General features: G+C 35.0%; 26 protein-coding genes and 1 tRNA gene. 13 read left to right on the top strand and 14 right to left on the bottom strand.

All coding sequences use genetic code 11. The features are described 5' to 3' along the window. The first annotated feature begins 102 nt into the window (after positions 1-102). Positions 103-666 carry a TetR/AcrR family transcriptional regulator gene (locus ACL9RH_RS13140; RefSeq protein ID WP_422693825.1) on the top strand — a complete coding sequence of 188 codons (564 nt, stop codon included), beginning with the start codon at positions 103-105 and terminating at the stop codon, positions 664-666. Between the two features lie 39 nt (positions 667-705). Next, positions 706-2,112 (top strand): MFS transporter, encoded by a 1,407-nt coding sequence (locus ACL9RH_RS13135; protein WP_422693824.1) that lies wholly within the window; start codon positions 706-708, stop codon positions 2,110-2,112. Positions 2,113-2,233: 121 nt separating this feature from the next. Here the strand turns inward: ACL9RH_RS13135 and ACL9RH_RS13130 are convergent, their stop codons facing one another. The 8 genes from ACL9RH_RS13130 to ACL9RH_RS13095 all read right to left on the bottom strand — a co-directional run bounded on the left by ACL9RH_RS13130 (position 2,234) and on the right by ACL9RH_RS13095 (position 8,616). Next, positions 2,234-2,800: a hypothetical protein gene (locus ACL9RH_RS13130; protein WP_422693823.1), complete on the bottom strand. Its 567-nt coding sequence runs from the start codon at positions 2,798-2,800 to the stop codon at positions 2,234-2,236. Positions 2,801-2,837: 37 nt separating this feature from the next. Further along, a complete protein-coding gene (locus ACL9RH_RS13125; RefSeq protein WP_422693822.1) occupies positions 2,838-3,038 on the bottom strand; it encodes a YqaE/Pmp3 family membrane protein in 201 nt (66 codons plus the stop codon). Between the two features lie 73 nt (positions 3,039-3,111). Next, complete coding sequence (locus tag ACL9RH_RS13120; protein ID WP_422693821.1) at positions 3,112-3,807, bottom strand: M949_RS01915 family surface polysaccharide biosynthesis protein; 696 nt, start codon at positions 3,805-3,807, stop codon at positions 3,112-3,114. A gap of 98 nt (positions 3,808-3,905) precedes the next feature. Continuing rightward, positions 3,906-3,980, bottom strand: a tRNA-Lys gene (locus ACL9RH_RS13115). Positions 3,981-3,993: 13 nt separating this feature from the next. After that, a complete protein-coding gene (locus ACL9RH_RS13110; RefSeq protein WP_422693820.1) occupies positions 3,994-5,304 on the bottom strand; it encodes a hypothetical protein in 1,311 nt (436 codons plus the stop codon). Positions 5,305-5,464: 160 nt separating this feature from the next. After that, positions 5,465-5,848 carry a hypothetical protein gene (locus ACL9RH_RS13105; RefSeq protein ID WP_422693819.1) on the bottom strand — a complete coding sequence of 128 codons (384 nt, stop codon included), beginning with the start codon at positions 5,846-5,848 and terminating at the stop codon, positions 5,465-5,467. A 106-nt stretch (positions 5,849-5,954) separates the two neighbouring features. Beyond that, on the bottom strand, positions 5,955-6,374 hold the full coding sequence (locus ACL9RH_RS13100; RefSeq protein WP_422693818.1) for a DUF1801 domain-containing protein: 420 nt from the start codon (positions 6,372-6,374) through the stop codon (positions 5,955-5,957). Positions 6,375-6,597: 223 nt separating this feature from the next. Continuing rightward, entirely contained in the window at positions 6,598-8,616 is a 2,019-nt protein-coding gene (locus ACL9RH_RS13095; protein ID WP_422693817.1) for a M3 family metallopeptidase, read from the bottom strand. A 210-nt stretch (positions 8,617-8,826) separates the two neighbouring features. Between ACL9RH_RS13095 and ACL9RH_RS13090 the strand changes: the two genes are divergently transcribed. After that, positions 8,827-9,351, top strand: coding sequence for an SRPBCC family protein (locus tag ACL9RH_RS13090; protein WP_422693816.1), 525 nt, complete (start codon positions 8,827-8,829; stop codon positions 9,349-9,351). 34 nt (positions 9,352-9,385) lie between these two features. On the opposite strand, the gene ACL9RH_RS13085 is transcribed toward ACL9RH_RS13090, so the two are convergent. Then, entirely contained in the window at positions 9,386-9,751 is a 366-nt protein-coding gene (locus ACL9RH_RS13085) for a DUF805 domain-containing protein (protein ID WP_422693815.1), read from the bottom strand. Positions 9,752-10,004: 253 nt separating this feature from the next. Here ACL9RH_RS13085 and ACL9RH_RS13080 point away from each other — a divergent pair, with 253 nt between their 5' ends. The 6 genes from ACL9RH_RS13080 to rimM all read left to right on the top strand — a co-directional run bounded on the left by ACL9RH_RS13080 (position 10,005) and on the right by rimM (position 13,568). Continuing rightward, complete coding sequence (locus tag ACL9RH_RS13080; protein ID WP_422693814.1) at positions 10,005-10,454, top strand: hypothetical protein; 450 nt, start codon at positions 10,005-10,007, stop codon at positions 10,452-10,454. A 106-nt stretch (positions 10,455-10,560) separates the two neighbouring features. After that, positions 10,561-11,196, top strand: coding sequence for a DoxX family protein (locus tag ACL9RH_RS13075; RefSeq protein WP_422693813.1), 636 nt, complete (start codon positions 10,561-10,563; stop codon positions 11,194-11,196). A gap of 46 nt (positions 11,197-11,242) precedes the next feature. Continuing rightward, a complete protein-coding gene (locus ACL9RH_RS13070) occupies positions 11,243-11,752 on the top strand; it encodes a nitroreductase family protein (protein WP_422693812.1) in 510 nt (169 codons plus the stop codon). Between the two features lies 1 nt (position 11,753). Beyond that, complete coding sequence (locus tag ACL9RH_RS13065; protein WP_422693811.1) at positions 11,754-12,338, top strand: hypothetical protein; 585 nt, start codon at positions 11,754-11,756, stop codon at positions 12,336-12,338. A gap of 106 nt (positions 12,339-12,444) precedes the next feature. Then, the gene (locus tag ACL9RH_RS13060; protein WP_034698991.1) at positions 12,445-13,011 is read left to right on the top strand and encodes a 30S ribosomal protein S16; all 567 of its coding nucleotides are present in this window, start codon (positions 12,445-12,447) and stop codon (positions 13,009-13,011) included. A gap of 14 nt (positions 13,012-13,025) precedes the next feature. Then, positions 13,026-13,568, top strand: coding sequence for a ribosome maturation factor RimM (rimM, locus tag ACL9RH_RS13055; RefSeq protein ID WP_422693810.1), 543 nt, complete (start codon positions 13,026-13,028; stop codon positions 13,566-13,568). 39 nt (positions 13,569-13,607) lie between these two features. On the opposite strand, the gene ACL9RH_RS13050 is transcribed toward rimM, so the two are convergent. The 5 genes from ACL9RH_RS13050 to ACL9RH_RS13030 form a co-directional block, all read right to left on the bottom strand. Further along, positions 13,608-15,263 carry a serine hydrolase domain-containing protein gene (locus ACL9RH_RS13050; RefSeq protein ID WP_422693809.1) on the bottom strand — a complete coding sequence of 552 codons (1,656 nt, stop codon included), beginning with the start codon at positions 15,261-15,263 and terminating at the stop codon, positions 13,608-13,610. Between the two features lie 85 nt (positions 15,264-15,348). Continuing rightward, entirely contained in the window at positions 15,349-16,263 is a 915-nt protein-coding gene (locus tag ACL9RH_RS13045; RefSeq protein WP_422693808.1) for a helix-turn-helix domain-containing protein, read from the bottom strand. Positions 16,264-16,431: 168 nt separating this feature from the next. Next, positions 16,432-17,271 carry an SDR family NAD(P)-dependent oxidoreductase gene (locus ACL9RH_RS13040; RefSeq protein ID WP_422693807.1) on the bottom strand — a complete coding sequence of 280 codons (840 nt, stop codon included), beginning with the start codon at positions 17,269-17,271 and terminating at the stop codon, positions 16,432-16,434. A gap of 118 nt (positions 17,272-17,389) precedes the next feature. Continuing rightward, on the bottom strand, positions 17,390-18,199 hold the full coding sequence (locus ACL9RH_RS13035) for a helix-turn-helix domain-containing protein (RefSeq protein WP_422693806.1): 810 nt from the start codon (positions 18,197-18,199) through the stop codon (positions 17,390-17,392). Further along, a complete protein-coding gene (locus tag ACL9RH_RS13030) occupies positions 18,196-19,125 on the bottom strand; it encodes a helix-turn-helix domain-containing protein (RefSeq protein ID WP_422693805.1) in 930 nt (309 codons plus the stop codon). Before ACL9RH_RS13030 ends, ACL9RH_RS13035 begins: the two co-directional genes overlap by 4 nt. Positions 19,126-19,230: 105 nt before the next feature. Here ACL9RH_RS13030 and ACL9RH_RS13025 point away from each other — a divergent pair, with 105 nt between their 5' ends. The 4 genes from ACL9RH_RS13025 to ACL9RH_RS13010 all read left to right on the top strand — a co-directional run bounded on the left by ACL9RH_RS13025 (position 19,231) and on the right by ACL9RH_RS13010 (position 23,401). Then, positions 19,231-19,878, top strand: a complete 648-nt coding sequence (locus tag ACL9RH_RS13025; RefSeq protein WP_422693804.1) for an LA_2272 family surface repeat-containing protein — start codon at positions 19,231-19,233, stop codon at positions 19,876-19,878. After that, a complete protein-coding gene (locus tag ACL9RH_RS13020) occupies positions 19,878-20,417 on the top strand; it encodes a hypothetical protein (protein WP_422693803.1) in 540 nt (179 codons plus the stop codon). The genes ACL9RH_RS13025 and ACL9RH_RS13020 overlap by 1 nt, the downstream gene beginning before the upstream one ends. 6 nt (positions 20,418-20,423) lie before the next feature. Beyond that, the gene (locus tag ACL9RH_RS13015) at positions 20,424-21,497 is read left to right on the top strand and encodes a fatty acid desaturase family protein (protein ID WP_422693802.1); all 1,074 of its coding nucleotides are present in this window, start codon (positions 20,424-20,426) and stop codon (positions 21,495-21,497) included. Between the two features lie 185 nt (positions 21,498-21,682). After that, a complete protein-coding gene (locus ACL9RH_RS13010; RefSeq protein WP_422693801.1) occupies positions 21,683-23,401 on the top strand; it encodes a helix-turn-helix domain-containing protein in 1,719 nt (572 codons plus the stop codon). Positions 23,402-23,663: the final 262 nt, after the last annotated feature.

The raw sequence follows: 23,663 nt of genomic DNA, 5'->3' as shown, positions 1-23,663 counted from the left end.
ATGACAGCTATTAGATCTGATCTAAGATAAATATTTTCTATTAATTTTAAAAATAGATAGACTTATCTATTTTTTTATGTAGCTTTGTCAAAATTTTTCAAAATGAAAAAAGAGAAAGTACGTGAAAGAATTATCAGAGTAGCTTCCGATCTGTTTTACAGACAGGGCTATAATTCAACGGGCATTAATCAGATTATTGCAGAAGCAGATATTGCAATTGGTTCGCTGTACAATCACTTTCCTTCCAAAAATGATCTTCTTCAGGCTTATCTTATTAAAGAAGAGATTGCTTGGTTTCAAGGTTTTGAAAATTGTATTGCCAAAATCTCAGATCCAAAAGATAAGCTATTGGCTATGGTGGATTTCAGAAAAAAACTGCAGCATTCTTCCAAGTTTTCCGGGTGTCATTTCATTAAAATTGTTTCAGAAATAGGAGAGGGGAATGCCGCCATTTCAGATTTTGTAAGAAAACATAAAGAGAAGCAAAAAGAACTGATCAGCAGTTTAGTAAAGGAATCCAATCCCAATCGGGAAGAATCGGCTTCCGAATTTATTTCAGATACTATTTTCCTACTAATAGAAGGTGCTGTAGTAACTTCTACAATTAATAGAAATAATGATTCTTTTGCCCAAATTCAAAAAATGATTGAGGAGCTCATTCCTTAATTTTTTTACCATAATAAAAATAGATATATCTATATAAAAATGAAACGTAACAATTTGAAATTAATAGTAATACTGATAGGTCAGTTATTAATCATTATGGATATTTTCATCATTAATGTATCCATTCCTTCTATACAGCGTGACCTTGGAGCCAGTCATGGAGAAATGCAGTTTATGATTGCTGCCTATCTTATCGGTTTTGCCTCTTTTCTTATCACAGGTGGCCGGTTGGGAGATCTGTATGGCAGAAAAAAGATCTTTGTTATTGGACTTCTTTTCTTTATGTTGAGTTCTGCGGCCTGCGGAATTTCTTCGGGAGCTTTACAGCTTGTCGTTTCAAGATCTATACAGGGAATAAGTGCTGCGATGATGGCTCCGCAGGTACTTTCGATGATACAGATTTTATTTCCAGATCATGAAGGACGAACGAGAGCGATGGGTTGGTACGGGATAACAATTGGGTTGGGAACAATTTTGGGCCAGTATTTGGGAGGATATTTTTCTTCTTTGAAAGGTTGGGACGAACCATGGCGGTTTATTTTCCTGATCAATATTCCTATTTGTCTGGTTGCCGTTTTTCTTAGTATTAAAAAGTTGGCAGAATCTAAAGTAAAGACCCTTCAGCGATTTGATATTTGGGGCGTAATAGTGCTTTCGGCGGGACTTTTCAGTTTTACGTATGCTCTTACAGCTTCGGAACAGCATGGAATGAATCGTCAAAATATATTGATGATCGCAGTTTCGGTAGGTGTTATTGTGTATTTTATTAAAAATCAGAAGGATAAAGTAAAGAAAGGCAGAGCTTATTTGATCGATTATGAGCTTTTCAGATCGAAAAATTTTAACCTGGGAATTCTGGCGGTTTCTTTATTTTTTATTATGCTCGATTCTTATTTCTATATTCTATCTCTGTTTTTTCAGGATGGGTTGAAGATTAACCCTTTGAACGCAGGTGAAATGATTGTATTTCAGGGTGCAGGTTTTATTTTTTCATCCGTTTTCTCTGTAAAATTGATTTTAAAATATGGAAAGAATGCCTTGATTTCAGGGCTCACTTTGATTGTTATAGTGCTTCTCCTTCAATTGTTTTTATTCAGAATGCAGACTGATTTTTATATTTTTTGCCTGATTCTTTTTCTGCATGGGGTAGGAGTAGGTTCCATTATACCTTCATTGGCCAATATTGCGCTCTCCGGAATGTCTGAAAAATTGGTGGGAAATGCATCGGGTGTGTATACTACTTTTCAACAGATTGCGGCAATCATTGGGATTGTAGCGATAGGAAGTGTTTTCTACTATTGTCTTGGGGAGAAACCATCAGTACAGGATTATCATCATGCCTTTTCAATAGCTGTACTGATTAATATTTTCTGTTTAATCGTTGTGGTTGCCGCTATTTATAAGGTACCGGATCATGTTTTACCTAAAAGAAATTTAGAGAGATAATACTTAAGGCTTATCGGCTGAGGTTTTTAATTCATCCAACGTTATTTTTGCCATATTTCTGACAATTTCTGTTGGAGAATGACAATTACAGTTGCTTAATCCGATGAGGTAAATATCTATTTTAAATATAAACTTCTGTAAGATAATCCATGAGATATTTTTTGATAATTTCATTCACAGATTCTTTATTTACAAGCCCATTTTCGTTATTTCTTCGGTAAAAATCATAGACGTTTTCTACCTCATCGGAAATGATGAAATATTCGTACTGTTCTTCTTTAAATGCCTGAAGTTCGGGATAAGTAAACGTCCATTTTCTGATAAAATTTCCTTTTGCGATTTCCAGATATTCGAAAATACCGTTTTCCGGTTCCAGATCAAACTCTCCCCGAAAGTTATCAATTCGAATCAATCCGGAATACCAATCTGCTTTGGGAGTGGTAAAAATTGTATTGAGCTTAGATTCCAGTTCTAAATCTATATTTTTCAGCCATTGAATGTCACTTACAATTAACTCGTTATTTTTAATTTTAAAAGTGGCAATATAGCCGCGCCAAAGAGCAGAACAGCTGATTTCCTCTTGAGGTCTTTTTTCAGGAAACTGATGGAATAATTTTTCTACAATTTCTGTATTTAGATCATAAGTTTTCCCTTCAAAAGTTAAGGTATCTTTAATTTGCTGCGTCATCTGATCTGTGAAAGTTCTTCAGAATATAATGAATTGATTAGCGTCTATTTTCGCGCATTGCTTTGATCATTCGGTCTGTTCTTTTTTCGGCTCTTGAATTGTTTAAAGAAACAACGGCCCATATAGCCGCGGGAAGCCATCCGATCAGAGTGATTTGTAGAATGAGGCAGATAATTCCGGTAAGTACTTTTCCTCTGACTATAAAAGAGAGAAAAGGAAGTAAAATAGCTAATAACATGGTTTTAATTTTTTATTATTTTGGCTTTAGAATGATAAAAATAGGGATAAAAAAAGAAGTATAAACTGGCTTATTATTCATTCATATGTTTATTCCACATTTTCTCAGCATATTCTCTGAAAACATCGGGACCTTCCTTAAATGCTTTATCAAAAGTATATTTTCCGCCTTCAAATAGAGGTTTATTGTTGTCGTCTATTCCATATTGCAATCTGCTTTCTCCACGCATTGCGAATTTGTTGGTTCCTTCATACATAATGATTTTCATATTGGAAGGGCTTACATCACCATGGCAGACCGTTTTATAGGTCATCCATATTTCTGCGGTTCCGTTTTTATCCAAATCTGTTACTGCTAAAGAATTTTTGGTAAACTCAGCGACAATATCTACGGGGCAGTCTTTAACGAAATCATTAACCTTCCATATTTGTTGATGAGTTCCTAAGGAATAGCAAGACGCAAAAACTTCAGCATCTGAACTGTCACCAATTTCACGTGAAGAGCTTTCATTCCGGTAAATTCCGGTTTCAGAAGTCACAACGATATATTCTCCTGTTTTGTCCTTCCATCGGAATCCTTCTTTGAAGTTTCCTTTATATTCCAACGGCTTGGGAATCTGAGTGGAATCAATTCTTGTAGTCGTCAAGGAATCTGTTTTTTTAATCTGTAAGGTTTCTTGAGCGGGGGTAGAAATAGCAGTCCTCTTTTCTTCTTTACAGCTTACAAAGGCAATGAATGGAAGAGTATAGAGGAAATAAATTGTCTTCACGATTAATGATGTTTTTTGTTGGTCTGATAACAGGGCTCGAACCTGTGTCCTCCCGGTCCTAGAGCCGGGTGCTCTGCCACTGAGCTATATCAGAAATCAGGATAGGTGCAGGGCTCGAACCTGCGTCAACCCGGTTAAAGAGCCAGGAGTTCTACCACTGAACTAACCTATCCTTTATTTTTGTTTTCAGAGTTTTCCTGAAAAATACTTGTTTTGTCTTAGGACTTTAGCCAGAAAAGGATTGGAAACAGTTACGCCATGTACCAATTCTGGTGTAGGTTTAAATGTACTTACTCCGTGCGTACGGGGAGCAATCCATCCTGATTTTTCTGGATCGAGACCTGCTTCTTTACAGGCATTGACGATCATTTCCTTGTTACAGAAAATTCTTTCCTGAAAAACCTCCCATGGCAAAGGTACTAAATTCCAGACATCTGTGTTGGGGTCAATCTTTCCTCCGGAAGATAAATGCCATGCAATAACATCTGCAGCCATAAGACGCATAACCTTTCCGAAGCAGATATCATCAAGGATAAAATCCAGTTCCAAGGCATAGATAAGATTCATCCAGTTATCTCTTGCTTTATTCCAGGCTCCGGCGGTATTGTTCCAGGTGGTGGAATCATTGCCTTTTTTTACAGCCATTGTTTTTCTGTAAATATCGTTTTCGTTCCAGAGTTCTTCGAGAAAACTGGAAATTTCCTGAAGAATAGCGGTCCATTTTCCTAAAAGTTTTCCTTTCTGCTCGTCATTAAGATGTTCTAAAACTTTAGCATCAGTATAAATATAAGAAATGGTTTCCCAACGAGTCATTTCTGGATCTTTCATACATCTGTTAAAGAGCATTTCACAAATCTCATCAAAGGGTCTTTCCTGACTGTGATTGGTAAATGTGCTTCTAAGGTTGCTTCTTGTGTTAAAGTATGCAATAAAGCATGCGGAATTAAGATCTTTGCTGAAATCTTCAAAGCTGATGGTATGGGAAAGCCCATGTTTGGCTATTTTCTGGAGCTCAATTTTTTTGGATTCGTGAATGAATTTCTGAAGGCGGATTTCAATTCGTTTTAAGAGTCTCCATTTCTTGTTGTAATTTCGCTTTGAAATGTCGAGTCCGGCCAGTTTTCTCAGATCTTTATTGAGACGGTCGCTTTTGAAATCATTCTCTCCAACTTCTTTATGAATTAATGGGGAAACTTCTTTTAAAAATGTTTCAATTCCTTCTACACTATACAAACCTGAATTTTCTTTTTCATTAAGTTTGAAGACTTCAATAGCTTTTTTGATTTGTTTATCTGCACCAATTGCCTTTCCAAAAGTATCAAGCATCGAAGTGTAGCCATAGATGTTGTTTTTCAGAGAACGGTTGGCTGCTTTACTCAATGTGGCAAGTTCGTGAATTGCTAATTGTGATGTCATTAACTCAACAATCATTTCTGCCACGTCTTCGGGGCGAAGGCGCAGATCCAGGGTTTTGTAAAGTTGCTCAATGGTACTCATTTCTGTTATTTTGAAAGTTACAATTATTCTTTAATTTTTTGGGCTTGCCAGCCTTTCAGAATCAATATTGTGAAGAACAGCTTTTAATGATTCATTAAAAGCTGCTTTCTGTTTATTTCATTTTCCTGTCATGATGTAAAAAAAGTATGACCCAAAAGTTTTAATGAGACTGTGGATCAAAATATGCTTTAAAAGTAAGCGGATTTTCAACTTTTCCTTCGGCATCTTCGAGATATTCTAAATATTCAGCCTGATGCTTTTCCATGTAAATCATAACAATAGCCAAATTGATAAAGAGATTTTTATCTTCTGAACCTAAATGTAAAGCTTTCTTTAAATATTGTAATGCCATCTCATTTTCTCCCATGTCAGAATAGATGGCTCCTATATTGATTAATGCAGACGTATTCTCCGGTTCGAGAAGCAAAATTTCATCTAATTCTTTAACTAGAAGATCATTTAAAGTATCCCAATGGTCTTCATTCTCCCATCTTTTCGCCTGGAGTTTTTTTACGTTTTCTAATCTTAATGTTATACTACTCATTATTTAAAATTACAGAATGGATGCTTGCTTTGTTTTCTGTACAAATTTAGCTTTCTTGGAACAGATACGTTTGTTTTTTAATAGGGGTTGAAAAAATATTCTTTTTTTATTCTCTAAGCCCATCCAATATTGCTAATTTCAATATTTCAGTATTGATGTCTTTCAAAGCTTTAAACTTAATACAATACCCTGTAACACTAGCTTTACCAATTTTTTCTCCATAGGTTTTGGCTAGGTAAGTTTTATCATTGATATTCATAATATAAACAGAGATGCCTGTCGTATTGGCGCTTATTCCAATCTGATAAAAATCCCTGGTTTTTCCACCCGAATATTGCATCGTATACAATCCATAACCGATATTAGGATTGGAAACGGTTTTGTTTTCACTGTCTTTACCATCAAGAAACCAAAGCTGGCATGCCGGCATCAGTTCAAGAATGATATGATGAAGTTCCTGCATATCATTACGCTTAGGTTCCGGTTGGCTGTTGATGTAGTCTTGGATTTGTTCTTGGATGGTCATGTGGAATTTAGATTATTTACTATTGGTCAAGATTACTACTAATGATTGATTCTTTTATTTTGACTATAAGATCATAAAGCAGACTTCAAATTTAATAGAAAAATGACAGAAAATATCTTCTGATATATTTTCATGGGTATATAAAGTTGAAAAACAAAAAAGAACAACTACTGCTGTTCTTTTTTATTGTGCTTTCCTGATCTATTGAGTCAGTTTCTATTGATTATCCAAATGCTCTTTTCAATAAACTCTCTACTTTCGGTTCACTACCTCTAAAGTTTTTATACAGTTCCATAGGATTTTTTGTGCCTCCGGAAGAAAGAAGAATTTTATATTTTGCTGCAATTTCCGGATTGAAAATACCGTTTTCTTTAAAATACTGAAAAGCATCTGCATCCAATACTTCCGCCCATTTGTAAGAATAATATCCTGCAGAATATCCACCTTGAAAAATATGAGAGAAACTTGGACTCATTGCTGTTTCCTGGTTTACAGGGTAAAGCGCAGTTGCTTTGGTATATTTGTCTTCAAACTCTTTTACCGTTTCACTTTCCAGTTCTCCAACTTTTGTATGGTAATTCATATCTAGAAGTCCGAAACCTAACTGTCTTAGAGTCTGGTAACCTTCCATAAAGTTTTTAGACTGTTCGATTTTTTCAATTTTATCGTCAGGAAGAATTTCTCCTGTTTTATAATGCTTGGCAAACGTTTTCAGGAATTCGGGTTCATAGCAGAAGTTTTCAAGGAATTGTGATGGAAGTTCTACAAAATCCCATTTCACAGAAGTTCCGGAAAGACCAGGGTATTGTGTATCAGCCATCATTCCGTGAAGTGCATGTCCAAATTCGTGGAACAGGGTAGTAACTTCCTGGAAAGTCAGTAAACTTGGAGTATCTTTTGTCGGTTTGCTGAAATTGCACACGATGGAAATATGCGGACGTGAGTTTTCTCCGTTTTGCTTATACTGGTTTTTATAGCTCGTCATCCATGCTCCGGCTCTTTTCCCTTTTCTTGGGAAATAATCAACATATAAAAGAGATTTGTAGGTTCCGTTTTCTTTTACTTCATACACTTTTACTTCTTCATGATATTTTGGAATGTCGTTTCTTTCTTCAAAAGTAAGACCGAATAGTTTTCCTGCCAATCCAAAAACAGCATCCTGAACCTGATTGAGTGGGAAATAAGGTTTCAGTTCTTCATCATTAAGGTCAAATTTCTGTTTACGCAGTTTTTCAGCATAGAAAGTATGGTCGTAGCTTTGCATATCTTCAATTCCGTCTGCTTTTGCTAAAGATTTTAATTCTTCAATTTCTTGGTCTGCATAAGGTTTAGCCCTCGTTAAAAGCTCATGTAAAAAATCAAAAACTTTTACCGGAGATTTGGCCATTCTTTCTTCCAGTACATAGTTTGCATAATCTTTATAGCCTACAAGTTGAGCTTTCTGTTGTTTTAACGTAAGAAGCTCTTTGATTAGATTTTGATTATCGTATTCTCCACCATCGAAAGATTTTTTGCCATTGGCCAAAGCCAGTTCTTTTCTTAGTTCACGGTTTTCAGCATAGGTCATAAAAGGGATGTAGCTTGGATATTGTAACGTAACTACCCAGCCTTCAAGGTTTCTTTCTTTTGCCTCTTCTGCATATTGTTCTATAATAGCTTCAGGAATTCCTGCCAGCTCTTCTTTATGAGTAATATGTTTGAAATAAGCATTGGTGGAAGCCAGTACATTTTGCCCGAACTGTAAAGATTTTAAAGAAAGATCCATATTGATTTTCTTTAATTTTTCTTTGTCTTCTTCATTCAAAAGAGCGCCGCTTCTTACAAATCCTTTATAGGTTTCATTCAAAAGCATTTCCTGCTCTTCATTAAGGGAATATTTTTCCTTTTCATCGTATACCTTTTTGATTTTTCCGAAAAGGGCCTCGTTTTGAGATATTTTTGAAGAGTGTTCTGTTAAGATCGGTGAAACCTCCTGGGCGATCTGTTGAAGCTCATCACTGGTTTCAGCAGAATTTAAATTGAAAAATATATTAGATACAATATCCAGCTGTTCTCCGGAATAAGCTAATGCTTCAATAACATTTTCAAAAGTTGCTTCTTCTGTATTGTTCACAATAGCATCAATTTCTGCCTCAGATTTTTGAATTAAATCTTTAAAAGCAGGAAGGTATTCTTCATTTTTAATATTCCCGAACGGGGCAGCGTGATATGGCGTGTTGAATTTTTCTGTTAAAATATTCATTTTTCGATTTTTATTAAAGTAAATGTAATGATTCATTGGGGAATCTCTGCTGAAATAGTCAAAAATAATGCCTGAATATACAGGTATGACAAAAATGCATTATCTTTAATAATCTTGTCATATGGAAAGTGGGAGCAATGTCGGAATATTTAATTTTGAGGACAGATTCAGTAATTATTATTGAGATAAACAACCTTTAAAATATAGACTATGAAAACATTATTAAAAATCATCGGTATTATTGTTCTGCTGATTGTTGTATACGCTTTGGTTGCCGTTCTGGCCTTCAGCAAAGAGTATCATTATGAAAAATCCGTTGTCATCAACGCTCCAAAAGAAAAAGTATGGCAATACGTAGGTTCATTGAAAGGATATAATATGTGGGATCCTTTTTCTAAAGAAATAAAAAATATTTCAATTACTTACTCCGGAGATGGAGACAAAATAGGAGATTCCTATCACTGGAAAGGAGATGATAATGAAGGAGAGCAAACCATTACAGGAATGATGCCTAATGAGAAAATGATGACAAATCTTCGCTTTATTCAGCCTTTTGAAGGAAATGCAAAAGTGGTATTTACTCTTACCCCGGAAGGTAACGGAACCAAAGTAACCTGGGCTATTGATAATGAACTGAATAATATGATGAAAATTATGAAGCCTATGATGAACAGCAATATGGATAAAATGTTCGGCCAGGGGCTCGAAGATCTGAAGAAACTCTCTGAAAAATAAAACGAAAGCCTTGTGAATTCACAAGGCTTTTTTATTAGGCTTCTTTTTTACCGATTTCGTTAATCGAATTGTAGTTTCCTTCTCCTTTAGGATTAGGACCGTATTGGTTGGGACCGTGATCGCTATCAGCAAATAACATCCATAATCCATAAAAAGGAATTATTTGAAACCAACCGGAATTTCCTCTGTCATGACATCTCTTTGCGCCTTGAGCAAGAATAAACCAAAGAAATGGAATGATTAAAATGAAGAAAAATATCAAAGCGATTCCTGATACATCTTCGCCACTGGTTTGGAAATAAAAATTGAAAGGAAGAGAGAACGCAATATAGATAAGATATGATAATCCATACTCTGTTCTTCTGATTCTCCCATCGAATGAAAATGGTGATTTAAACATGATTTTAGTTTTTTAGAATGGCAAATCTAGAAATAATTTTTAAAAAGCAATGAAATATTTTTCCTATTTGTGATTACAACTGTAGTATTGATGCTTATAATGCCTGAAATGATGAAAATTTTTCAGTATGTTGTTAATCAATGAATTCTGAAAATCATCAGTTGTTGTATTGGATCATTAGTTTACTGTAATAAACGATGAAAGTATAAATTATTATTCTAAAAATATTATCTTTATATAAAGAATCGATTGTATGGAGAAGACTGTATTTGAAAAAAGTGCTATCAGAGATTTTGTAAAAGTAACCATTGCAGAGAAAATTGAAAAGCTTAAAAATTTTATCGAATTTACCATGGAAGCTAGCCGCGACATCAAAAAAACTCCAAAGTATGACAGTATGAGGGAAGAAATGCAGGAGGAAATTTATCAGATGCAAAGGCAGCTTGGTGCTTTGAACGACCTTAAAAGAAATATGGCCAAAGTACTCAATAAGTCTACAGAAAGAGTACAGCTGGGATCATTGGTTATTACCAACAAGGCCCGTTTTTATATTTCCGTTTCATTGGGAGAATTCTTTTTTGAGGGAGACCGTTTTTATGCTATTTCTCCGGAAAGTCCAATGTCTAAAAAGATGATGGGAATGAAAGCCGGTGATGAGTTTACTTTAAACAAAATCCATCAGAAAGTCATCGAAGTGTTATAGAACAAAAATTGAGAAAATAAGACAGAAAAATATAAATCCTTGTAACGTAAAAGAAAATCGGATAACTAATAATCAGTAACTTAAAAGATAAACTTTGAACCGACTGATGAAATTCGATAATTTAAGAACAAACAGATGGAATCAGTGGATGATTATTCATCTTCGTTATCTGGTTGGATTTGCATTTTTCCCATCGGGGCTGGTAAAGCTTATGGGAGAGAGGTTTACCAGGATTTCAACAGATCATCCTATAGGCTATTTTTTCGAAGCCCTATATCAATCCGGATTGTATTGGAATTTTTTAGGTCTTGCTCAACTGACAGCAGGAATTCTACTGATGACCCAGCGCTTTGCCACATTAGGCAGCCTGATGTTTCTTGCGATATTGAGCAATATATGGATCATTACCATCAGCCTCTCATTCAAGGGAACCTGGATAATTACCTCTTTAATGATGATCGCAATACTTATACTGATTATTTGGGATCAGCATAAACTCCGTCCGATTTTAAACTACAACAAGCCAAGTAGCGTGAAAGAATATCCTGATCCAGGCAACATCTGGATTGTTGCGGGTGTTGTATATGCCTTTAGTTGTATTGTTTTATATATGTTGGATACTGTGAATGGAAATATTTATGAGAAATGGCTTTCCAAAATGTTTCTGGTCATTATTTTATTAACCTTTGTATTAACCAATTATAAGGCGTATAAAAATCGTAAACTGAGGGTAAATACTTAACATTTTAAATGAAATAGATTGAATTTCTTGTTGTAAATTTGCAGACATGAATAAAGCAAACATTTTAAAAGAAATTATAGAGCAGAGAAGAAGTATTTTCCCGAAAGATTATACAGATCAGGCAATTTCTCAGGAAATTGTAGACGAAATTCTACATTCTGCAACGCTGGCTCCTAACCATAAACGTACAAAACCTTGGCGTTTCAAAATATTCAAAGGAGAAGAAAAAGCAAAACTGGCCTTAGAAATGCAGGCCATATATAAAGCCAGCCAGCCTGAACAGCTTTTTCTTGAAAAAAAATATAACGATATCGGATTTAAGATCAATAAAGCAGATGTAGTAGTTTCCATTGTTGTTAATTTCAGTGGAATGGTTCCTGAATGGGAAGAAATTGCTGCGACTTCAATGGCCGTTCAGAATATGTATTTAAGCTGTACCGCAAATAATGTCGGATGCTACTGGAGTTCTCCTAAAATTGTGGATAATCTTAAAGAATCCCTTACGATTGAAGAAAATCAGAAATGCTTAGGATTGTTCTATATGGGAATGGTTTAGCATGAAAAATATTTACAGAGATTATAACGAAGAAGAGATGCTGATCGCTTATCTTGACTACATGGATCATACAGGAAAGATCAATGAAGAGATGGAGGAAATGATCAGACAGAAATTTAATTATAACGAATTTGTAAAAAAAGCAGAACATAAAAGAGCATTGGTTAAAGAAAGAGGACGTATCTCGTTTGAAATCTATAATAGGGTGAAAGAAGGAAAGAATTTAGATGAGATTTTTGAAACCATTTCCTCAGACCTCGTGGATGCAAAAGAATTGGAGCATTTCATTGTAACGAAATTTTATACTTTTTCTTTACACAAAGAAAATACTAAGATTGATACGAAAACAGTTTATAGAAGCCTTTTGGGCATTTTAGTTGCTTCAGTTACCGGCTTTTTGTTTTTTTTTAGATTGGTGGATGTACTCAAGGAAATTTCATTTCTGTTACTAATCCCTGTATATATATTTAACTATTACATCATCAGATTTATAACAGGAAAAACGCGGGATAATCTGATTGTTTTTATAGCTGTTTTTATTTCCGTAATCCTCTCAACAATCTTGCCTTTTGTGTTGATAAAATAAAAAAATGAAAAATATATCATTTTCAAATTATCTAATTGAAAAATTTATTTTATCTTTGCACTCTTAAATATTTAACTGGGACGAGTTCCCGTAAAATTCAAACATTATGTCAGTAAAAATCAGATTACAAAGACACGGTAAAAAAGGAAAACCTTTTTTCCACATCGTGGTTGCAGATTCTAGAGCTAGAAGAGATGGTAGATTCATCGAAAAACTAGGAACTTACAACCCAATTACTAACCCAGCAACTATCGAATTGAACGTTGATTCTGCTGTACAGTGGTTAAACAACGGTGCTCAGCCTACTGATACTGCTAGAGCTATCCTTTCTTACAAAGGTGCTCTTTACAAAAAACACTTACAAGGTGGTGTAGCTAAAGGTGCTTTTGACGAAGCTGAAGCTGAGAAGAGATTCAACGCTTGGGTAGAGGCTAAAGATTCTAAAGTACAAGGTAAAGTAGAAGGTTTAGCTACTGCTAAAGCTGATGCTAAGAAAGCTGCTTTAGAAGCTGAAGTAAAAGTAAACGAAGCTAGAGTTGCTGCTGCTGCACAAGCTGAAGCTGATGCTAAAGCTGCTGAAGAAGCTGCAAACGCACCTGCTGAAGAAGTTGTTGCTGAAGCTACAGAAGGAGAAGCTCCTGCTGCTGAAACTGAAGAAAACACTGAAGCTTAAGAACAAACTCTGTTATGCGTAAAGAAGATTGCTATTTTTTAGGGAAAATCACACGCAGACACGGACTTGCGGGGAACGTTATCCTTAAATTGGATACCGACCAACCCGAGCTTTACAATAAACTGGAATCAATATTCGTTGAAATCAACGGATTATTGGTTCCATTTTTTATTGAAAAATCATCATGGAGCAAATTAGATGCTCTCAACCTTGCATTTAAAAACTCCTCTGAGGCTATGGTAGACCAGGCTTTAGGTAAAAGTGTTTACCTTCCGCTTGCTACATTGCCTAAACTTTCAGGAAAACAGTTCTATTACCACGAAATCATCGGATACAATATCCTTGATGAACATTATAATGACTGTGGGGTGATCCGATCTGTAAATGATCAGACTGCGCAGAATTATTTTATCTTAGGATTTGAAGGAAGAGAAATCGTTATTCCTTTAATCAAAGACTGGATTCTGGAAGTGAACAGAGAAGAAAGATTCATCAAAATGCATCTGCCGGAAGGTTTGATGGACGTATTCCTGGTTCCATCTAAAAAAGACGAATAATTCACTTTTTCGTCTTTCATCAATTTTCCAATATCTTTATTACTTCTGATTGCTCATCAAAATAGCGGGCAATAGATAATCCTGTACTATTTTATCAGCCTGTGGATGTGCATAAGGCTTATTATAGGCTTTTGCAGTAATCACAATAACGACCGGTATATCTTTAAAAACAATAATTTTGTTGCCGCCGTTTCCACTGCACTGGTAGGTTTCATACTGCTGATTCCCCACCTGATAGACTTTTCTCCAGAACAGATATCCGTAACCTTCAAAATCTGTATTCTCTGTAAAATAATTGCTAAAAGATTTATCAATCCAGGCTGTATTGATAATCGATTTTCCGTTCCAAACGCCGTTGTTTTTGTAAAGCTGACCAAATTTGGCAAAATCCAGCGCTTTCATTCTTAATCCACCAGCCAGAGAAGGTTTCTGTTGAGGAGTAAACTGCCATTTATAAGTTGAGATTCCAAGTAGTTGAAACAATTTGCGATCGGCATAATCCTTTAATCCTTTAGGAACAGATTGATCCAGAATATCTCCTGTTAACACAACGCCTGCCGTAAAATAATTCCAGGTTTTTCCTATTTTATTCTCCGTCATAGGAAGATTTAAGGTAAACTTCACCCAATTGTCGGTTGGGTACATATTTTCCTCATTTCCCGGAGAGTCGGAATCTTGGTCGTTACCCTCAAAACCAGAACTCATGGTCAATAGACTTTTTAAGGTGACGCTGTCTTTTTTGGAACTGTAATGCTGATAAGATTTTAGATTATAAAATGCTTTCAGGTTTTGATCTTCGCTTTTAAGATAACCTTCCTGAATAGCAATTCCCGTGAGTGCAGAAGCAAAAGACTTTCCTACAGATCGGGTATCCTGTAAAGAATCTCTTCCCGATTGGTTAAAATATTCCTCCAGAATAAGTTTTTGATTTTTTACAACGATGATACTTGTAAGGTCTTTGAATCTTTCTTCTGCAATCTTTTTATTTAAAAGTTTTATTTTTTCGGTATTGAATTTATCCTTGGAAACTTTCCATCCGCTATTTCTTTGAATAGGTTGAACTGCAATTTGGGCCTGGCTGATGTTTTTTTGAGGGACCAAAAGATTTATTTCTCCAGAAGCGATGAGATTTCCGGTTTTTACTTCTGAAGTTCTAAGATAGGGACGAATTTCAATTTTTAGCAGATGATTACCACTCGTAAGAGCATCAATTCCGTCATGAGACTGATAAAATCTCATCCATAAATATCTTCCCCAAGAATCTTCATTTCGAGTGCTAATCAGGGGAATTCTGAAAGTTGTTTTGAATTTTTTGCTGTCTGCTGTTCCTGCTCCTGTATTCAGATTTTCTGCGTAGATCAGTTTTCCATCCACATAAAAGGAGAACTGATAATTACCACGTTGAAGAAGTTCTGCTTCTGTGAAAGAAGGATCGAGTTTATGCAGATAATTGAGTAGAGAATTATCCATAAAAACACGGATATCAAAATCCTGATCTTCAAGAAATGTCATCTTTTTAAGAATATCAACATCTTTTAAATTTTCCAACGGAATCTGTTGATTGAGGAAAACGATCGTATTCAGATTTTTCTTTTGAATGGAACTTTCGATTTTCTCTGGAGTTACCAAATCCTTGCTCTGAGCTGAAAGAAAAAGAGAGCTGAAAATAAAGAAAGATATAAGTGTTGATTTCATTTCAATGGAATTTAAACAAAAATACTACGCTTTTCATTTAAAAAATAGAACGAAATTAACATTTGTTGTTTATCATTTACATTTCTTAGTTGAACAGCTTCCTGAATGCTCCCGGCGACTGATTGGTTTTCTGCTTAAAAAGTTTACTGAAAGATTGTGGATGCTCAAAACCCAGTTCATAGGCAATTTCACTTACCGACAGATTTGTCGTACTTAATTGCTCTTTCGCAGAGTCAATTAATTTATTCTGAATGTGTTGCTGTGTATTCTGTTGAGTATGAAGGCGAAGCAATGTGCCCAGATAATTGGGTGAAATGTTCATTTGATCGGCAATAGCTTTTACCGATGGAATTCCGTTTTCGAGAAGATTTCCACTGTTAAAATATTCATCAAGAATATCTTCAAATTTATGGAGCAATTCATGACTCGATTTTTTTCGGGTAAAAAACTGTCGCTCGTAAAAACGGTCTGAATAAATTAACAGTAACTCAATTTGGGCGATGATGAGTTCTTGTGTGAATTTGTCCGTATTGGTTTGATATTCACGTTCAATGTTTTTAAAAATATCAATAAGAACTCTCTCTTCTTTATTGGAAAGGAAAAGAGCTTCTTTCACCCGATAGCTGAAGAAATCGTAAGATTTTATTTTTTTGGTTAATGATGTATTCCATAAAAAATCAGGATGTATAAGTAACAGATATCCTGTAGGTGTTACTTCAACATCAGGATTCATTTCGAGGCTTAAATACTGTTGAGGAGAAACGAAACATAATACTCCTGAGTCAAAATCATACTGCTGTTGTCCGTAATTAAACTTGGGAGTAACATTCTTTTTCAGTCCAATTGAGTAAAAATTTTGAATCCACCTCAATTCTTTATTTTCCACGATATAGTGTACTTTGCTGTAATCTATCAAACTGATCAATGGATGCTCAGGATTGGGAAGACCACAAAAAGCATGAAAATCGGAAAGGGAGTTAAAATGAACGGGCTGTTTCATAATCACGAAGTTAGTGGTTTTTATAAAATGATAAAGTTAGGTGGTGTAAAATCTTCAACTCCGTTAAAAATGACTGTTCTAAGGGTTGTATATAATTTATAAGTACAAATTGTAGTATAAACGAGTAGGAGAGTCATTTCAAACGGAGCCGAAAAAATTATGGTAAGATTAAATTGCAGTAGAAACCGTTAGATTTTCCCATTCTGCTGCATCTTTCTTTAAAGCATCAATTTTATTATTCAGGTATTCCATTGTTCCCACACCTAATAACAAATGTACAGGTGGATTTTTTTCTTTACTGATCTGGATCAGAACATCTGCTGCTTTTTCAGGATCATTAGGCTGATTTCCATTGATTTCATTAAGATGTGCTTGTTCAGAATGTCTAGCAGCTTCATAGGCCTGAATAGGATTCTCAGGTGTTTTTACAGAATCTTTAGTTAAAAAATCTGTACGGAAGTATCCTGGATAAACAACGGTAGCATGAATTCCAAAACCTTTAACCTCTTCTGCCAATGCTTCCGTAAACCCTGCTACTGCAAATTTTGTTGAGCAGTAAATTCCCCATCCCGGAAAATTAGCAGAATATCCGCCAACAGAAGAAATGTTGAAAATGTTTCCTGATTTTTGCTCACGAAGATAAGGCAGTACATTTCTGATCACATTTAATGTTCCAAATACATTCACGGCATAATTTTCTCTTGCTTCCTGATCGGTAAGTTCTTCAAGAGTTCCAATTTGTCCGTATCCTGCATTGTTGACTACCACATCGATCTGTCCGAAATGCTCAACCGCTTGAGCAATAGCAGATTTTATCTCATCGTTGTCTGTAATGTTAACTCCAAGGGGAAGGAAGTCTTCAGAAGTGTCTCCCAAAGTTGAGATCAGGGATTCAACGGTACGGCTGGTAGCAGCAACCCGGAATCCTTCAGATAATAATTTTTTTACCAGTTCGAATCCTAATCCTCTTGAAGCTCCTGTCACGAACCATACTTTCTTTGTTTCCATTTTTAAATATTTTATCGTTTAAATGATGGTACAAAGATGGAAAGTTATGGAAAGGAAAAAGTAGCCGAATCGGGGAATCCCGTATCCAAATCGTGAATTTGTTTTTGGAAAGTTGGCTTTAATAGTTTTTCAGAAGATTTCTGTATTTCAGAGGGGTAATTCCTGTATTTTCTTTAAAACATTTGATGAAATGACTTTGATCGGCAAAACCACATTCTAACGCAACATCTACCAAAGACGTTTTATTTTTGTTGATGATTTCCAAAGATCTGCTGATTTTCAGTTTTCTGATATATTCTCCCAGGTTGCAGTGAAAATATTTCTGAAAATCCCGGCTTAAATGTACAGGATGAATGTTTACCGCTTTCGAGATGTCAACAAGACTTACTTTTTCGGTGAAACTTTCATGAAGAATCTCATCAACCTGATGAACCCATAAAGGTTTTCTTTCAGAGGACGTTTTCTGAGAGGTAAGTTGAGAAAAGAACTGCAGCAGAAGTTCTTGTACTGCGGCTTCAAAAGAAAGATCGTTGGTTTTTGTTTCTTTGAATATTTTGTAAAACAATAATTTTAATGAAGGATTTTTAATCGTAAAACTTCCTTCTATTGTATTTTTCTGCAAATCAAAAGCATCGAACCATTCCTGTGAGATTTCAATATGAAAACCTCTGGTAAAAATATCAGGCTTAATATTATAATGAGGATCTTCCCAATGATGATAAAGCAAGGTTCCGGGAGAACATTCGTAGGTTTCTTTTCTATTGCCTTCCGTCATATGCCCCTGAAGCAAAAAAGTAAAGTAGGCATTTTCATGATAATGCCAGTCTACATAAGGATGCGTGTACTCCGTATCGGTGATCGTTAACCCTTCAAAATGAAGCTTTTCACTGGTCTGGCCGAAATATTCACCGTTATGTAGCGTTTTCATAATAAATCCTGTTTTAGGCGGTCGATCTGTTGATACATTTTATTAAAGAAAATCTTTCTCTCGCGGTTTCCGGATTCGTTCAATGATTTTGAGTTTTTGATCTGATGTTCAAAATAACTTAAAGAATCTTCACAGGTAAGCTTATCGTTGGTCATCATATATCCAAACATACTGAAAGGAATAAAGAAGGAACACTGCAGTTCGTTTTTAAACAAAATACTGTTGTTGAGAATCACCAGATCATTCACATAAATCTGAAAATTGGATTTTTCCAGTGTTTTATTTTCCAGATCTTCAAGCAGTTTTCTTAAATCTTCAAGAATCTGGTCAACGTCATTATTTCTCAAAAGACCCATTTCGTGGTAAAAAGAAATCTGTCTTAAGGCACTCATAATGGTAGTGTCATTCCATATTTCTGTAACATTCTGTTTATCGTACAGATCCTTCAGCATATCATTTTTTATGGAATGATATCCTAAATTGAATTCATGGAAAGGACTTAAGAATTTATCCTGGTTCAGGAGATTCATCCATACGTAAAACTTGAAACGCGACAGCATAGAATCTGAGATAGTGTAGAAGAATGGGATGTCTTTTGCCGAATAGAATACTTTAGAATGCGTGATATTCTGAAAAACATTTAATATTTTCAAGGAGCTTTCAAAGTAGTTTAAAAGATCTTCGGTCGTTTTTACGGGTTGTGTTCTTTTGACAACCAATTGATTTTCTGTTCCCAGAAACTGATCCAGGGAAATCTGATAATACTTTGCCAGTTCCAGCGCTTCTTCAAAACTGAATTTTGCTTTCAGAGAAGTCCTCCGATGGGCGGCATCATAGCTGATATCAAGAATATTGGCAATCTCATCATTTAAAGACCTTTCACCAATTTTTCTTCGGATTTCCTTTAATAAAGCTTCCTGGTGCATAGTTTTGCGATTTTCACAAATGTAGCATTTTTTTTAATTTTTTTTCACATTCATAAGTGTGGTTTCTGCTGATAATTTTGAAATGTAATTTTAAAACATTGAGCTATGGAAACACGTATTTTTTTAGTAATTGTTCTTTTATGGAATAGCTGGGGATATGCATCCGACAGCTTGAAAGTAGATTCTTTAAAACCTAGGCTGATTGCTGCTTCTCCTTCTAAGAATATCAGAAACGTAAATGGTATTCTGTTTAAATATTATGATCAGGAAGAAGATTTTACGCCTAAGAAAGTGAATGGTTTGGGAATAGGATGTAATGTGACGGGGATTTTTCTTCCGCCTCTGATGCTTTTCAGTTTGCCTTCCTTACAAAGTTGGGATTTCGGTAATAATTATGCTGTTGCTCCCAAGCAAAGGATGAATAAAATCAATGGACTGCAATTATCATTAATCAATATGGAGCCTACTATAACGAATGGCTTGGAGGTAAGTCTTTCAAGTAATATCAGCACGTATGCTGTAACCAATGGAATGTCTGTTTCTCCTTTTTTCAATCTGCATCATGAGATGAACGGATTTTCTGTAGCTCCTTTTGCAAATGTAGGGCAGAAGTGCAGAGGAATTCAGATTGGGCTGTACAATAAATGTGGTGATTTCCGGGGAATACAGATTGGTATGTGGAATGAGAATGGTAAACGGAAACTGCCATTGATCAATTGGAATTTCAAGAAACAAAAAACAAATAAAATATAATGAAAAAGCTTATTGGGATACTTTTTACACTGGTTTTGATGCTCAATTCATGCATCAGCTTTAGTGGTGGGATGATAAAACATGATGTATCGGTGATTGGAAAGGAAAATGTTGTCAGAATTGATGGAAATTATGAATGTAAAGGATATGACGGAATAGGAGAGAAGACTACTTCTTTTACCTTACGGAATTTTAGCAGTAATGGATATGATAAGTTCACTGTAAAGTCAATTCCTTTGGATAGCAAAAATGCTTATGAACTGCAGTTTACATTTTTGAAAGGAGATACTATTGCATTTTCTGCAAAGCACCAGGTTCGTCTTAAAAATGGTTTTTTCATGGTAGATAATTATAAATCGGGTTGCAGTGGAATTCCTTATTTATATGGAAGTTGCGAGAAGTCTCAATCCCGCATCGGGTTGACGAAAGGCGGAAATCTTTTAATCCAAAGTTATTATCACAGCAGTGGTGGAATTTTCCTGTTCCTATGGTCGGGGCATACCGCGAATACGGTAGAAAAGTACAGAAGAATTAAATAAAAAAACATGAAACCGAAAATCAAATTTAAAAAAGCAACCTCACCTTTTTATGCAGAACTGCGTGAAGAAGTGAAAGGGTTGCTTACCGAAAAGATAGTGAGAAAAGCTAACAGACTGCTTATTATAAAATTTATATCATATGCTGTTATTTTTCTGCTTTTGTATGGTAATCTTTTTAATCCTTATATGAAAGATAAGACCTGGGCTGTCATTCTCAATTATACTTTATTAGGACTTACGGGAATACTGCTGGCTTTTAACTGCTCTCACGATTGCGTTCATAATACATTCTCAAAATATAAAAAAATGAACCAACTCATCTACTATATAACATTTAACTTACAGGGAGTGAATGCAAGATTGTGGAGAAAAAGACATATTGCCTCTCATCATGTTTTTCCCAACGTAGATGGATGTGATGCTGATATCGATGATAATATTTTTATCCGGCTGTCTGCTCATCATCCTAGAAGAAACATACATCAATATCAGCACTTATATGCTACCTTGTTGTATTGTTTCTACACGCTGCATTGGATTTTTATTAAAGATTTCATCTATGTGAGGAAGAAAGAATTGGCCAATCTGAGAAATCAGAACCATTCATGGAGATCTGTAGTGGAAGTGGTTGTTTTGAAGCTTTCTTATTTTGCCTATATGTTGGTGCTTCCTTGTATGTTTGCAGATATTCCGGGAACTACTATTATGATATCTTTTCTGATCATGCATCTTACGATTTCTTTATTTTTTGTATTGACTTTGATCATTTCACACCTAAGCCTTGAGACCGATTTTCCAACAGCAGATGAAAATGGCTATTTACCTTACGACTATTATGAGCATCAGCTTGCGGTATCTCTGGACTACCATCCAACCAGCAGATTGGCAAACTGGATCTTCGGAGGGTTCAATTCCCATGCGGCTCATCATCTTTTTCCGGGATTGCCTCATACTTTGTATACCATTATCACTCCTGCGATTAAAAAAGCGGCTGTCAGAAACAAGTTTCCCTATCATGAAAAGAGTATTGCTGAGGCTGTAAGATCTCATTATCAGTATCTCTGGAAATTGAGTAAGTGATTTTTAAGAGATTATATTTCCTTTTTTTTTAGAATGTTGATTGTTTTCTGTCCAAAAAGGGAAATTTGGAACCAAATTAAAACTAATTTTTAATAATAAATACGCTTATATCCATGAAAAAGCAGAGAAGAAAAACAGATGTACTGAATAAAAATAATATTTTTGTAAGATAGCCTGAATAAGTAATGAAAAAAAAATATCTGATCCTATTATTAATTGTGTGTAACCTGTTTCATGCACAAACCAATATCATAGAAAAGGGTATCTCGGAAAAACGCTCTTATCAGGAACTTGAAAAAGAATTCTATAGCGGAAAGCTTGAAGATGCCGCTAGCAGGCAAAAATTAGCAAAGTATTATCTTAAGAAAGCTAAATCTGAGAAAAGTAATCAAAATATTGCAGAAGGATATGTAATGCTGCACTTTGATGAAACTTTACCCAATGCCTTAAAATACCTCGACAGCTTACAGCAGCTCACTAAAAATTCTAAAGAAAATAGGTATCCTGCCAGAACTTATCTTCTAAAAGGAAACCTTTATTTCAGGACAGAGAATCTTCAATTGGCTCTTAATAATTATATCTTAGGACTGAAATATGCAAAAGAAAAAAAGAACAAACGACAGATTGCCTTGGCACACATCAGTCTCGCTTACCTGAATAATTATATAGGAAAACATGCAGAAGCAGCCAAAACGCTGAGACATTATGCATATGAAGCCGATTATATGAATAAAGATGAGAAAAATACTCTCAAACTGAGCTTGGCAGATGCTTACATCGAAATCAATAAAATGGATTCTGCCTATATTCTGATAAAGGAAGCTCTGCAGGAGTCGAAAAAAGAAAACGATACTTACCGTTACTACGAAAGTCTTGGACTGCTGGGAAATTATAATTTGCAATCGAAAAACTATCAGAAGGCCATTGAAAACCTACAGGAATGTAAAAAACATTTCTTTACTGCTAAAGAGCAAAGCAGGAGAAGCGAACATTACACGCTATTCAACATGGGAAAAGCCTATGATGGATTAAAAGAAAAAGAAAAGGCAACCGATTGTTTCAGAAAGATCGACTCTATGATTCTCAAAAGATATTATATGTATCCGGAGCTCAGAGAAGTATATACCTACCTTATTAAGTATTACAAAGAAAATAATGATATAGAAAAACAGCTGTATTATGTAGATCGATTTCTGGCAGTAGATAAAGTCCTGGATACACAGTTCAGATATATATCCAGAGAACTTCCCAGAAGGTACGATGCTTCGGAGCTACAGCAAGAAAAAGAATCAATTACCAATGAACTTCAAAAAAGAAAGAATCTCTTTTATGTTGTTCTCAGTCTACTTTTGATATCCCACTTATTATTCATCAACGTTTATTTTAAGTATAAGAAATCTGAAAAGAAATACAAAAAAATTGCCCAGGATCTTATTCAGTCTGTTAATGAAAACAGAGTGAGTGAAAGAATGGAACTAAAAAATGAAATCTCTGTTCAGAATATTACCACTTCAGAAGACAAAGCAACAAAAGTAATTTCCGAAGATATCGTTCAGACGATTTTAAAAGAGTTGGAAATCTTCGAAAGCAAAGATCAATTTTTAAATAAGGGAATCACCTTAGGAAGTCTTGCTAAAAAAGTAAAAACCAATTCCAGATATTTATCCGAAATTATCAATACCTATAAAGGGAAAAATTTTGCAACCTATCTCAATGATCTCCGTATAGACTATGCCATCAACAGATTGGCCAATGACCGAAAATTCAGATCATATAAGCTGCCTTTTATTGCAGAAGAATTAGGATACAATAATGAACAGGCCTTCACTTTAGCCTTCAAAAAAAGAACAGGAACACCTCTTTCTGTTTATTTGAAAGAAATTGAGAATATGGAAGTGGTTTGATTTTAATTATTTTATTATCAGTTATTTAATATATGTAAATTCATGATTTTATGCCTATAGATTTATGAATTTATAGACCATTTGCTTGTTTCATCATTTCCTTTTACCGCATCTTTGCTTCAGAGGTAAAAACACAATTATTGATATCTTGTAGGTGCGCACTGCAAGATCTTTACATCCAAAAATAATCAGTAGAACTTTCGGCCGGAAGAGATATTGATAAGAATAACTAAGAAAATTATGAAGACAAAATCATGAAGTA

Origin of the sequence: Chryseobacterium sp. Mn2064, from assembly GCF_049319685.1 — a bacterium.
Taxonomy (GTDB): Bacteria; Bacteroidota; Bacteroidia; order Flavobacteriales; family Weeksellaceae; genus Chryseobacterium.
The sequence above is the reverse complement of the archived record's forward strand: the minus strand, read 5'-3'. Positions and strand labels throughout refer to the sequence as shown.